Annotated in this window: 10 protein-coding genes; all 10 read left to right on the top strand. The window is 62.3% G+C overall.

Translation table 11 applies throughout. The features are described 5' to 3' along the window. A partial coding sequence (locus VKR55_RS01920; protein WP_324399108.1) for a porin occupies positions 1–985 on the top strand: 985 nt, incomplete at its 5' end. Positions 986–1,605: 620 nt separating this feature from the next. Then, positions 1,606–3,663, top strand: coding sequence for an FAD-dependent oxidoreductase (locus tag VKR55_RS01915; RefSeq protein WP_324399107.1), 2,058 nt, complete (start codon positions 1,606–1,608; stop codon positions 3,661–3,663). 237 nt (positions 3,664–3,900) lie between these two features. Continuing rightward, a complete protein-coding gene (locus VKR55_RS01910; protein WP_324399109.1) occupies positions 3,901–5,853 on the top strand; it encodes an ABC transporter ATP-binding protein in 1,953 nt (650 codons plus the stop codon). A gap of 51 nt (positions 5,854–5,904) precedes the next feature. After that, the gene (gene chrA, locus VKR55_RS01905; RefSeq protein WP_414642282.1) at positions 5,905–7,119 is read left to right on the top strand and encodes a chromate efflux transporter; all 1,215 of its coding nucleotides are present in this window, start codon (positions 5,905–5,907) and stop codon (positions 7,117–7,119) included. Between the two features lie 593 nt (positions 7,120–7,712). Further along, the gene (gene rpsL, locus VKR55_RS01900; protein WP_213742007.1) at positions 7,713–8,084 is read left to right on the top strand and encodes a 30S ribosomal protein S12; all 372 of its coding nucleotides are present in this window, start codon (positions 7,713–7,715) and stop codon (positions 8,082–8,084) included. Positions 8,085–8,099: 15 nt separating this feature from the next. Beyond that, complete coding sequence (gene rpsG / locus VKR55_RS01895) at positions 8,100–8,570, top strand: 30S ribosomal protein S7 (protein WP_324399105.1); 471 nt, start codon at positions 8,100–8,102, stop codon at positions 8,568–8,570. Positions 8,571–8,605: 35 nt separating this feature from the next. Then, positions 8,606–10,678, top strand: a complete 2,073-nt coding sequence (fusA, locus tag VKR55_RS01890; RefSeq protein ID WP_324399104.1) for an elongation factor G — start codon at positions 8,606–8,608, stop codon at positions 10,676–10,678. Positions 10,679–10,718: 40 nt separating this feature from the next. Next, positions 10,719–11,909, top strand: coding sequence for an elongation factor Tu (gene tuf, locus VKR55_RS01885; protein ID WP_324399103.1), 1,191 nt, complete (start codon positions 10,719–10,721; stop codon positions 11,907–11,909). Between the two features lie 77 nt (positions 11,910–11,986). Further along, entirely contained in the window at positions 11,987–12,295 is a 309-nt protein-coding gene (gene rpsJ / locus VKR55_RS01880) for a 30S ribosomal protein S10 (RefSeq protein WP_002712302.1), read from the top strand. Positions 12,296–12,348: 53 nt separating this feature from the next. Beyond that, positions 12,349–13,065, top strand: coding sequence for a 50S ribosomal protein L3 (gene rplC, locus VKR55_RS01875; RefSeq protein ID WP_324399102.1), 717 nt, complete (start codon positions 12,349–12,351; stop codon positions 13,063–13,065). Position 13,066 lies beyond the last annotated feature (1 nt).

The raw sequence follows: 13,066 nt of genomic DNA, 5'->3' as shown, positions 1-13,066 counted from the left end.
TCCCGGCAACAACTTCGACGGTCTCGTCGGCGGCGGCGGCACGGTCACTGGTGTGAACCAGTTCACCTACACCGCGCAGTTCGGCAACGGCATATCGGCCGCGATCTCCGCGCAGGATCCGACGGCCTACTATCAGGCTGGCGTGATGAACGTCAGCGCCGGCGGCGCCTTTGGCACCTCTGACTACGGCGGCACGGTTGCTCCCGACATCGTCGGCAGCCTGACCGTCGACCAGGCTTGGGGTCTGTTCAAGCTCTCGGCGGCGGCGCACGACAACCATGCGGCGTACTACGGCGCGACCGAACTGAGCGGCCATCCGGATGACCGGTGGGGCTGGGCGGTGCAGGCGGCCTTGCAGATCAAGAACATCCCGACGGGACCTGGTGACGTGATCAACGTCCAGGGTGTGTTTACGGATGGTGCAACCCGTTACAACATCCAGGACCTGGCTGCGGCGGCAGGTGCGAACACGATCTATGGCAGCACGGGCCTTGCCGGCGCCTATCAGAGTGTGGGCTTCGGCATTGCTCCTGACACGGTGTTCGGAGCGGGAACCTCGCAGAAGCTGATCCAGACGTGGGGCGGCCGCGGTGGCTACACCCATAACTGGGATCCCTACTGGAACACCTCGATCTACGGCGCCTGGGCCTCGGTCCATTACGGCAACGACGCCTCGTCTCTGATTTGCGGCGGTGTTGTTGACGGGCTGGCGTTTGCCGGTTCGATCCATGCGATCACTCCGGCAGGTACTGCGATCACCACCTGCAACCCCGACTACAACATTGCGCAGGCTGGCATCATCACCCGTTGGACCCCGGTCAAGAACCTGACCTTCTCGGCCGACTTCACCTGGGAGCATCTGGATCAGAAGATGGTGGGCACGGTCAGCGCCCCCAGCGCAGCCATCGGCAAGCCGGCGGCAGTGTACGAGCTGAAGAACCAGGACAACGAGATGCTTCTGCTCCGCGCTCAGCGCAACTGGTAATGTCGATCTAACGATCGAACGATCCGACGATCTGACAAAACCCCGGCAGGAAACTGCCGGGGTTTTTGCAATCGTGCGACGGCCAATTTGGTCACAAGAAATCTACAGATTATGAAATTATCTTATTTACTCAGATAAATTTATTCGATAGGGTCGTTCCAGGTCGCCAACGAATTGTTCGGCTGCCGCTTAGCCTTGAGGAGACTCGCTCGCCTTGATGCTAAACCTCCAAAACCACCGGCAATGCCCTGCCGGTGGTTTTTAATTTGCAGCCTTGAAAAGGCTGGGGCCCGCGGCAGCGAAGGACGCGAACGGCGTCCCGCCGCTTCGCATCGGCGGGGACTGACCGGAGTGGCGGCGATTGCGGTGCACAAGGCAGGCGACAGAGGCGTTGAATCTTTGCAACAGGTGCGCCGAATCGAAGCACCGTAAAATTACGGGCCGGGCAAAACGCCGGTTTTGTCGACCATTTTACGGGTTTTCTGCCTGATTGTGGCCCTTGCTGCGGCGCGGTAGGCCGCTTTGTTCATCTTCCCTTCATGCTGAAAAGCGCTTCTCCTTGGGACCACTTAGACGACCCGTATTCCGGAAAACGGGGCGCCGGAAACCACGGACCCATTATGCTTGATCTTGCAATCGTAGGCGGCGGCCCTGGGGGGCTGATGAGCGCTTGGCATCTGAAAAAGAAGCTGGGCGAGCTCTGCCGAATCACCATCTTCGAGGCGACTGATCGGCTCGGCGGCAAGATGCTGACGCGCAAGTTCGATTCGGCAAACGCGATGTACGAGGCCGGCGTTGCCGAGATCTACGATTACTCGATGACGGGTCCCGATCCGCTGCGCGAATTGATCCAGCATTTCGGCCTGCAGACCATACCGATGGATGCCGAGCAGGTGCAGCTCGACGGCGAGCTCTTGCACGACGTGCGCGGCATGCGCCGCAAATATGGGGCGGAGACGGCCGAGGCGATCGAGGCGTTTCGCAAGAAGTGCAGCGAGATGGTCTCGCCGATCGAATATTACGAAGGCATCGGCTCCCACGACAACGAGCACCCCTGGGCCTATCTCACCGCCGAGGAGGTGCTGGACAGGGAAATCGCCGATCCCGTTGCCAAGCGCTTCTTCAAGGTGATGGCACGCTCCGACATCGCGAGCGAGAGCCACAACACGAGCGGGCTCAACGCGCTGAAGAACTACGTGATGGATATTGACGGCTACATCGGCCTCTATTCGATCCAGAACGGCAACGAACAGTTGATCGAGTGCCTGCAGTCGGAGGTCGACGCCAGCATCCAGCTCAATCACCGCGTCCTCAAGGTCGGCAAGGGCGCGAATGGCCGCTATCGCCTCAACATGATGAACGGCAAGGGACCGGAGACGCGCGAGTTCGATCTCGTGCTGATGTGCCTGCCGCATTCCTGGCTTGCCACCATGGGCTGGGAAGGCGAGGACTTGCGCAAGTCGATGGTCAAGCACGTCGCTTACTTCGACCGGCCGGCACACTACCTGCGCGTCTCGCTGTTGTTCGACGAGCCGTTCTGGGGCAGCAAGATTTCCGGCGCCTGGTTCATGTCGGAGGCGTTTGGCGGCTGCTGCGTCTACAATGAAGGGGCCCGCCACGACGTCGGCAAGCATGGCGTGCTCAATTTCCTGATCGCAGGCTCCGACGCGCTCGCCTTTGCCAATCTCTCCGATCAGGAGCTGATCACGACCGCGCTGAAGTCGCTGCCGCCATCGCTCGGCGATGCGCGCGGCCATTTCATGGAAGGCAAGATCCATCGCTGGCTGTCGTCGGTGAACGCGCTGCCCGGCGGGCGGCTGGCGCGTGACGTCATGACCAATCACCGGCCCGAGCCGAAGCAGCATCCGGGGCTGGTCGTGGTCGGCGACTATCTGTTCGATTCGACCCTCAATGGCCTGCTCGATTCCTCCGATGCAGCGACCGATATCATCGTCACCGAGATGATGCGGCTGCGCCGTGGCCGCGCGCAGGACGGGAAGGGATCGCTGGGCAAGATCGACCGCGACTACTTCGCGAACTACCGCGGCCTTGGTCCCTACAGCGAGGCATGGCGCCACTTCTCCGATCCCGATCACCTGATCGAGTTGATCCGGATCGTCTGGGACAAGGCCAAGGGTTCGAAGCTCCTGGTCGCAGGCGCAGCTTCGGGTGAGCTTGTCGGCGCGTTGCGTGAGCGCGGCGTCGATGCCTGGGGCATCGAGAACAACCGCGCCGTTCACGCGAAGACGCCGAAGGAGCTGAAGAAGTTCAACAAGTTCGGATCGATCGTCGACCTGCCGTTCAAGGACGGCGAATTCGACGTCGCGTTCGAGACCAGCCTCTGCCATGTCGGTGAGAGGCAGGTGGTTCGCGCCATTCGCGAGCTGAACCGGGTGGTCAATAGGGGACTGGTCTTCGGATCAGTGACGTCGGATATGGAGCCGGCGCTGATCGACCGCTACGACCTGTTGCGCGGCGTGAAGAAGCTCGGCACCTGGTGGGAATGGTCGGAGCTGTTCTTCAACAACGGCTTTGACCTGGCCATGTCCCGCCGGGACTGCACCGACGAGGTGTGGGCAGCAACGCTCGCGGCGAACAAGGGTGGTCCGGATCAATGGTACGCGGAACCCGATAGCCTGCGATACTCGTTCTTTGACAAGGTTGAAGACGACGATTGACGCGCCTTCAATCGGGGCGGGCTCGGCGTCAAGTCCCTCGTGGTCGCCTTTGCTTTCGATTCGCGCCGCCGACCCTTAAGTATCCTGTGGCGTCTATTTCGCCGTGCTGCGGCGGCTGAGGTCATCGTGTCCAAGAAGGCACTCACAACAGACAACGAGTTGGCCAATCTCGAGGACGAAACGAGATTGTCGCTGGCCGAGAGCGCGCCGGCCGATATCGAATCGACGCCAGGCCGGCTGGCCGACTCGCGAAAATCGAACTTCGCATCCAAAGCTCATGACGAGGATGAAGACGATAACGACGACGATGAGGAAGAGGACGAGGACGATGCTCCCAATGACGATATGGAGGAGGACGAGGATCTAGTCGTCTATACGGCCCGCGAAGCCGCGGGCGCGATTGCAACGCTCTATGCGTTCATACGGCCGCTGCTCGGGCGCTACCGGAAAGCCCTGACGATTGTCGGTTTCGGGCTTTTGGTCGAGACGCTCTTCAACGTCATCATGCCGCTCAGCCTCAAGTTCCTGATCGACGATGCGCTGGGCGAGGAGGATTTTCACGCGCTGTTCTTGATATTGTCGGTGCTGGCCGCGGCCGGTCTCGTCACGTCGCTGACCTCGGTCTGGTATGAGCTTTGGGACGCGAGGCTGTCATCGTCGATCATTTCGGACGTGCGGCTGCGTTTGTTTGATCACATTCAGGAACTGCCGATCGGCTTCTTCGCGCGCACCAAGCGGGGAGAGATCCTGTCGCGCTTCTCCGTCGACCTGGCGTCGTTCGAAGGAGCGATGGAAACGCTCGCGAACACCGGTCTGTTGCCCGGAATGGAATTGCTCGCCGGCGTCGTTCTCATGCTGTTTCTGAATTGGCAGCTTGCGGTCGTGGCTCTCCTGGTATTTCCGATCACGCTGATCGGTCCGCGCATCCTGACGCCGAAGGCGGTCGTCGCGAGCTACGACCAGAAGGTCAAAGAATCCGCGACCCTTGGTTCGGTCCAGGAAAACATCGCCACGCAGGCGGTGATCAAGGCTTTCAACCTGCAAAGCAGGGCGCGAGACTGGTTTAAATTGCGCAATCAGGAGACCCGCAAGAAGATCGAAGCGGCCACGTTCCTGTCCAGCATGGTTGAGCGTACCGTTACCATCGCCGTGCTGCTCCTGCATCTCGTGGTGCTCGGGATCGGCGCCTATCTCGCCACGAAAGGCCAGATCACGATCGGAACGTTCGTCACCTTCGAAAGCGCGTTCTGGGAAATTTCCTACAACATCTCCCATGTCATGTCGTACATCCCGGTATCGATTCAGTCGTCGGCGGCGATCCGACACATGCAGGAGCTGCTCGACGAACCGACCCGAGAGGCCGATCGGCCTGGCGCGCCGGACCTGCCGCGCATCACCAACGACATCACCTTTGAGCACGTCACCTTCGGATATGAAGGCAGCGAGACGCCAGTGCTCGACAATTTCAGCCTGAAGCTGAAGGTCGGTCGGCGCATCGCGATCGTTGGCCAAAGCGGCTCGGGCAAGAGCACCCTCCTGAACCTGATCCTTCGCCTCTACGTCCCGGATGGAGGCAAGGTGACGATCGACGGCGTTGATATCCGGAAAGTCAACCGCGAATCGCTGCGCCGGAATATGGCGGTGGTGTTCCAGGAAAACATGCTGTTCAACATGTCGATCCGGGAGAACATCCGGCTCGGCAAGGAAGGCGCGACCGACGAGGAGGTCGTGGAGGCTGCCAAGAAGGCCGAGATCCACCGCTACATCATGAGCCTGCCGCAGCGATACGACACGCTCGTGGGCGAGCGCGGCGATACGCTGTCGGGAGGCCAGCGCCAGCGCATCGCGATTGCGCGCGCGATCATCCGAAATCCCTCCGTGCTCCTGCTCGATGAAGCGACCTCGGCGCTCGATCAGACCACCGAGGCCGCCATCAACCGCACGCTGCTCAAGATCGCCAAGGGCAGGACCATGATCTGGTCGACACACCGGTTGACGTCGGTGGTCGATATGGACGAGATCATCGTGATTTCAGCCGGCAGGGCGATCGAGCGCGGCTCGCATGCGCAGCTCCTCGCGAGGAACGGCGTCTATCGCAAGCTCTGGGATGACCAGGCCCGCACGCCGCTGGCGGCGGTCGAGGCCGACGAGGACGACGATGACGACGATGACGATGATGATGAGGACTGACAGTCGATGTGCTGCAGCCTGACGCATTGTCGTTCGCGGTGAGCCGAGACGATGATGAGCGAAGCGCCGGCGAAGCCCTCGGAAACAGGATCGGCACTCGAGGTCCTGCGGGTCTTTCTGAGACTCGGCGTTTCCAGCTTCGGCGGTCCGATTGCCCATCTCGGATATTTCCGCGATGAGTTCGTCACGCGCAGGCGCTGGCTCGACGAGCAGGCCTTTGCCGACCTCGTCGCGCTGTGCCAGTTCCTGCCGGGACCGGCGAGCAGCCAGGTCGGCTTTTCCATCGGGTTGATGCGTGCCGGCTATCTCGGTGCGCTCGCGGCATGGACCGGCTTCACCCTGCCGTCGGCGATTCTGCTGCTGCTCTTTGCCTATGGCGTCGGCTCGCTCGGCGGGCCGATTGGCACCGGGCTGCTGCACGGGCTGAAGCTTGTGGCGGTCGCCATCGTGGCGCAGGCGGTGTGGGGCATGGCGCGCTCGCTGTGTCCCGATCGGCAGCGCGCCTCGATCGCGGCCGTTGCGGCCGTGATCATCCTGTTCAGCACGGCTTCGGTCGCGCAGATCCTGGCGATCCTGCTCGGCGCCGTCGCCGGCCTCGTGCTGTGCCGCGACGCGGCGCCGGCCGCGGGCGGGCATGTCGCCATGCCGGTGTCGCGCAAGGCGGGCATGTTTGCGCTCTCCGCGTTCACGCTTCTGCTCGTCGCGGTCCTGCTTCCCGCCGGCCATCTTGGCTCGCAGGGCTTCGGCCTGTTTGCGGCATTCTACCGCTCCGGCGCTCTGGTGTTTGGCGGCGGCCATGTCGTGCTGCCGCTGCTGCGGGAAGCCTTTGTCGGACCGGGCTGGATCAGCGACGACGTCTTTCTCGCGGGCTACGGCGCAGCGCAAGCGGTGCCGGGACCGCTTTTCACCTTCTCGGCCTATCTCGGCGCGATGGTCGCGCCGGAGCCGCACGGCATTACGGGCGCTGCACTCGGATTGTTCGGCATCTTCCTGCCGGGCATCCTGATCCTGATCGGGACTTTACCGTTCTGGGACGCCTTTCGCAGCCGCCCGAGCGCGCAAGCCGCGATGCGTGGGGTCAACGCGGCGGTGGTCGGGCTTTTGGGAGCCGCTCTCTATAATCCCGTATGGACCACCTCTGTGAAAACGTCAGGGGATTTCGCGATCGCGCTGGTAAGCTTTGTACTGCTGGTGGCTTGGCGCGCGCCGCCGCTCGTCGCGGTCCTGTTCAGCGCCTGCGGCGGGATCGCACTGGCGTTGATCTAGCTTTGTGAGACGGGCCTATCTTTAATATCCGGGTAAAAATTGGTTGTGGATGCCAGGCGACAGGCGGTCGCGGGCGTCGCGCGAGGCGGGAGCCGCGTTCGGGAAGCGTCGATTTCCCAAGCACAAGAAGCCCGTTGTTACAGTGGTTTCGGCTTGACTTGGCTATCCACCGCTTATAAATAGCGCCCACTTAACGACAGGCGGTGAGCAACGCCAGCGTCGGAACGGAACACCCAATGGCCCTTTATATTAGGGGCTTGCCGGGCACCAACCTCGACGAATGCGGCTCAAACGCTGTCGACTATAGCTAGGCAATGCCAGGACGATTTTAGTTCTCTTGAGCACGTCCTCATGAGATCGAACTCGGATGCATGACCTCGGTCGCGGGCCGGACAGCGAGCGCTGATCGGTCTTGGGTCGCGGTCCTCTGTGGCGTCGAAGCGCTTTCCGCTCAGCGATGGGCGGCTGGCGCAATTTCGCTTTGCGCAAAGGAATGCGTGAGGTGGAACCGGCGGGGCGGTCGCCCCGGAAGTTTAAAGGGAATTGCGGGCCGAGGCCGGCTCCGCGCGAATAAATAAAGGGTGAAGGCCAAGATGCCGACGATCAACCAGCTGATCGCAAGTCCGCGCGCGGTGCAGAAGTCGCGCAAGAAGGTGCCCGCGCTGCAGCAGTCGCCGCAGAAGCGCGGTGTCTGCACGCGCGTCTACACCACGACGCCGAAGAAGCCGAACTCGGCGCTGCGCAAGGTCGCCAAGGTGCGCCTGACCAACGGCTTCGAGGTGATCGGCTACATCCCGGGCGAGGGCCATAACCTGCAGGAGCACTCGGTGGTCATGATCCGCGGTGGCCGCGTCAAGGACCTGCCGGGCGTGCGCTATCACATTCTCCGCGGCGTGCTGGATACCCAGGGCGTCAAGAACCGTAAGCAGCGCCGTTCGAAGTATGGCGCCAAGCGTCCGAAATAAGCGGGAAAGAAACAGATGTCGCGTCGCCATTCTGCCGAAAAGCGTGAAGTGCTTCCCGATCCGAAGTTCGGGAACATCGTCATTACCAAGTTCATGAACTCGGTGATGTACGCCGGGAAGAAGTCGGTTGCCGAAAACATCGTCTACGGCGCGCTCGGCATCATCGAGACCAAGACCAAGCAGAATCCGCTGACGGTGTTCGAGCAGGCGCTGGAAAACGTCATGCCGACCATCGAGGTGCGCTCGCGGCGCGTCGGTGGTGCCACCTACCAGGTTCCGGTCGAGGTGCGCTCGGTGCGCCGGCAGGCGCTCGGCATTCGCTGGCTCATCTCGGCCGCGCGCGAGCGCAATGAAAAGACCATGACGGAGCGGCTCTCGGCCGAGCTGCTCGATGCGTCAAACAATCGGGGGAACGCCGTCAAGAAGCGTGAAGACGTGCACAAGATGGCGGAAGCCAACCGCGCCTTCTCGCATTATCGCTGGTGAGCTAGCGAAACGAACGGAATCGCAAGGAAAATCCCATGCCCCGCCAACATGCCATCGAGGACTATCGCAACTTCGGTATCATGGCGCATATCGATGCCGGCAAGACCACGACGACCGAGCGCATCCTTTATTATACCGGCAAGAGCCACAAGATCGGCGAAGTGCACGAAGGTGCCGCGACGATGGACTGGATGGAGCAGGAGCAGGAGCGGGGCATCACCATCACCTCGGCTGCGACCACTGCGTTCTGGAACGGCAAGCGTCTGAACATCATCGACACGCCCGGCCACGTCGACTTCACCATCGAGGTCGAGCGTTCGCTGCGCGTGCTCGATGGTGCGGTGTGCGTGCTTGATTCCAACCAGGGCGTCGAGCCGCAGACCGAAACGGTCTGGCGCCAGGGCGACAAGTACCGCGTGCCGCGCATCGTCTTCGCCAACAAGATGGACAAGACCGGCGCCGACTTCTTCAAATGTCTGTCCGATATCGTCGATCGCCTCGGCGCCAAGCCGATCGCGATCCAGCTTCCGATCGGTGCCGAGAACCTCTTCAAGGGCGTCATCGACCTCGTGAAGATGAAGGGCATCGTCTGGAACGACGAATCGCTCGGCGCAAAATTCGATTATGTCGACATCCCGGCCGATCTCGTCGATCAGGCCAAGGAATATCGCGAGAAGATGGTGGAAGCCGCCGTCGAGCTCGATGACGATGCGCTTGCTGCCTTCCTCGACGGCAATGAGCCGGACGAGGCGACGCTGAAGAAGCTGATCCGCAAGGCTGTGCTCACCGGCGCCTTCTATCCGGTGCTGTGCGGCTCCGCGTTCAAGAACAAGGGCGTGCAGCCGCTGCTCGATGCCGTCGTCGACTATCTGCCTTCGCCGATCGACGTGCCCGCGATCAAGGGCACCGACGACAAGGGCAACGAGGTCGTGCGCAAGGCGGACGACAAGGAGCCGCTCGCGCTGCTCGCGTTCAAAATCATGGACGACCCGTTCGTCGGCACCATCACCTTTTGCCGCATCTACTCGGGCATCCTGCAGTCCGGCACCGGCGTCATCAATTCGACGCGTGATCGCAAGGAGCGGATCGGGCGGATGCTGCTGATGCATGCCAACAACCGCGAGGACATCAAGGAAGCCTATGCCGGCGACATCGTCGCACTGGCAGGCCTGAAGGAAGCGCGCACGGGTGACACGCTGTGCGATCCCAACAGGCAGGTGATCCTGGAAAAGATGGAATTCCCGGAGCCCGTCATCGAGATCGCGATCGAGCCGAAGTCGAAGGCCGACCAGGAAAAGCTCGGCGTTGCGCTCGCGAAGCTCGCCGCGGAAGATCCCTCGTTCCGGGTCTCGACCGATCAGGAGTCCGGCCAGACCATCCTCAAGGGCATGGGCGAACTCCATCTCGACATCAAGGTCGACATTCTCAAGCGCACCTACAAGGTCGATGCCAACATCGGCGCGCCGCAGGTAGCGTTCCGCGAGCGCGTGACGAGGCGGGTGGAGCACTCCTACACCCACAAGAAGCAGACCGGCGGTACCGGCCAGTTCGCGGCGGTGACGCTGATCGTCGAGCCGAACGAGCCGGGCAAGGGCTACGAGTTCGAATCGAAGATCGTCGGCGGCGCGGTGCCGAAGGAATACATCCCGGGCGTCGAAAAGGGCCTCGAGAGCGTGCTGGGTTCGGGCGTCGTCGCCGGCTTCCCGGTGGTGGACGTCAAGGTCCAGCTCATCGACGGCAAGTATCACGACGTCGACTCCTCGGCGCTGGCCTTCGAAATCGCGACGCGCGCCTGCTTCCGCGAGGCGCTGCAGATGGGCAAGTCCGTGCTGCTCGAGCCGATCATGAAGGTCGAGGTGGTGACGCCGGAAGACTACACCGGCTCCGTCATCGGCGACCTCAACTCGCGGCGCGGTCAGATCCAGGGTCAAGACATGCGCGGCAACGCCAACGTCATCAACGCGATGGTGCCGCTCATGAACATGTTCGGTTACGTGAATAACCTGCGCTCGATGAGCCAGGGTCGCGCAACCTTCACGATGCAGTTCGACCACTACGCGGAAGCGCCGGCGAACGTATCGGCAGAAGTCCAGAAGAAGTTTGCCTGATTGTCGCTGGTGACGAGCCAGCGATTAAACGGAGAGTCAAATGGCCAAAGCAAAGTTTGAACGTACGAAACCGCACTGCAACATCGGCACCATCGGTCACGTCGACCATGGCAAGACCTCGCTGACGGCAGCGATCACCAAGATCCTGGCCGAAACCGGCGGTGCAACGTTCACGGCGTACGACCAGATCGACAAGGCGCCGGAAGAGAAGGCGCGCGGCATCACGATCTCGACCGCGCATGTCGAGTACGAGACCCAGAAGCGCCACTACGCTCACGTCGACTGCCCCGGCCACGCCGACTATGTGAAGAACATGATCACCGGCGCTGCCCAGATGGACGGCGCGATCCTCGTCGTGTCGGCCGCCGACGGCCCGATGCCGCAGACCCGCGAGCACATCCTGCTCGCCCGCCAGGTCGGCGTGCCCGCGCTCGTCGTCTACCTCAACAAGTGCGACATGGTCGACGATCCGGAGCTGCTGGAGCTCGTCGAGCTCGAAGTCCGCGAGCTGCTCTCGAAGTACGACTTCCCCGGCGACAAGATCCCGATCATCAAGGGCTCCGCGCTCGCCGCGCTCGAAGATTCCGACAAGAAGCTCGGCCATGACTCGATTCTCGAGTTGATGAAGAATGTCGACGAATACATTCCGCAGCCCGAGCGTCCGATCGACCAGCCGTTCCTGATGCCGGTGGAAGACGTGTTCTCGATCTCCGGCCGCGGCACCGTCGTGACCGGTCGTGTCGAGCGCGGCATCGTCAAGGTCGGCGACGAAATCGAGATCGTGGGTCTCCGCGACACCCAGAAGACCACGGTCACCGGCGTCGAAATGTTCCGCAAGCTGCTCGATCAGGGCCAGGCCGGCGACAACATCGGCGCGCTGCTCCGCGGCACCAAGCGCGAGGAAGTCGAGCGCGGCCAGGTGCTGTGCAAGCCGGGTTCGGTCAAGCCGCACACCAAGTTCAAGGCTGAGGCCTACATCCTCACCAAGGAAGAGGGCGGCCGCCACACCCCGTTCTTCACCAACTACCGTCCGCAGTTCTACTTCCGCACCACCGACGTGACCGGTGTCGTGCACCTGCCGGAAGGCACCGAGATGGTGATGCCGGGCGACAACATCGCGATGGAAGTGCACCTGATCGTGCCGATCGCGATGGAGGAGAAGCTTCGCTTCGCGATCCGCGAGGGCGGCCGCACCGTCGGCGCCGGCGTCGTTGCCGCGATCATCGAGTAAAAACGCGAAATAGGGAATGGCGGGTGGCGAATAGTTCGCTGCTCGCTACTCGCCACTCACTAGAAGAAAGCACGGCAATGAACGGCCAGAATATTCGCATACGCCTCAAGGCGTTCGACCATCGAATCCTCGATACGTCGACGCGTGAGATCGTGAACACGGCGAAGCGCACCGGTGCGCAGGTTCGCGGACCCATTCCGCTGCCGACCCGCATCGAGAAGTTCACCGTCAACCGTTCGCCGCATGTCGACAAGAAGAGCCGCGAGCAATTCGAGATGCGCACCCACAAGCGCCTTCTCGACATTGTCGACCCGACCCCGCAGACCGTCGATGCCCTGATGAAGCTCGACCTGGCTGCCGGCGTCGACGTCGAGATCAAGCTCTAAGGTTTGGATTTTAAGTCCGCCTGAAGCGGACAGAAGGAACAGGAAGCACGAAGATGCGCTCCGGAGTGATCGCACAGAAGGTCGGGATGACGCGGGTCTTTACCGAGACCGGCGAACATATCCCCGTGACCGTGCTGAAGCTGGGCAATTGCCAGGTGCTGGGCCACCGCACGACCGAGAAGAACGGTTACGTCGCGCTGCAGCTCGGCGCGGGCACCCGCAAGACCGTCTACATGCCGAAGGCCGAGCGCGGCCAGTTCGCGGTCGCCAAGGTCGAGCCGAAGCGGAAGCTGGCCGAGTTTCGCGTGACCGAGGACGCGCTGATCCCGGTCGGCGCCGAAATCCAGGCCGACCATTTCGTGGTCGGCCAGTTCGTCGACGTTACCGGCACCTCGGTCGGCAAGGGCTTTGCCGGCGGCATGAAGCGCTGGAATTTCGGCGGTCTGCGCGCCACCCACGGCGTGTCGATCTCGCACCGCTCGATCGGTTCGACCGGCGGCCGTCAGGACCCCGGCAAGACCTGGAAGAACAAGAAGATGCCCGGCCACATGGGCGTCGACCGCATCACCACGCTGAACCTGCGTGTGGTTTCGACCGACGTCGAGCGCGGCCTGATTCTGGTCGAAGGCGCTGTTCCCGGCTCCAAGGGCGGCTGGATCAGGGTGCGCGACGCCGTGAAGAAGCCGCTGCCGAAGGAAGCGCCGAAGCCCGGTAAGTTCAAGGTCGCCGGCGAGGCCGCGGAAGCGGCTCCTGCGAAGGAGGGCGCGTAAC

This window comes from Bradyrhizobium sp., assembly GCF_035309285.1.
Classification (GTDB): domain Bacteria; phylum Pseudomonadota; class Alphaproteobacteria; order Rhizobiales; family Xanthobacteraceae; genus Bradyrhizobium.
This window is presented reverse-complemented; position numbering and strand designations above follow the sequence as displayed.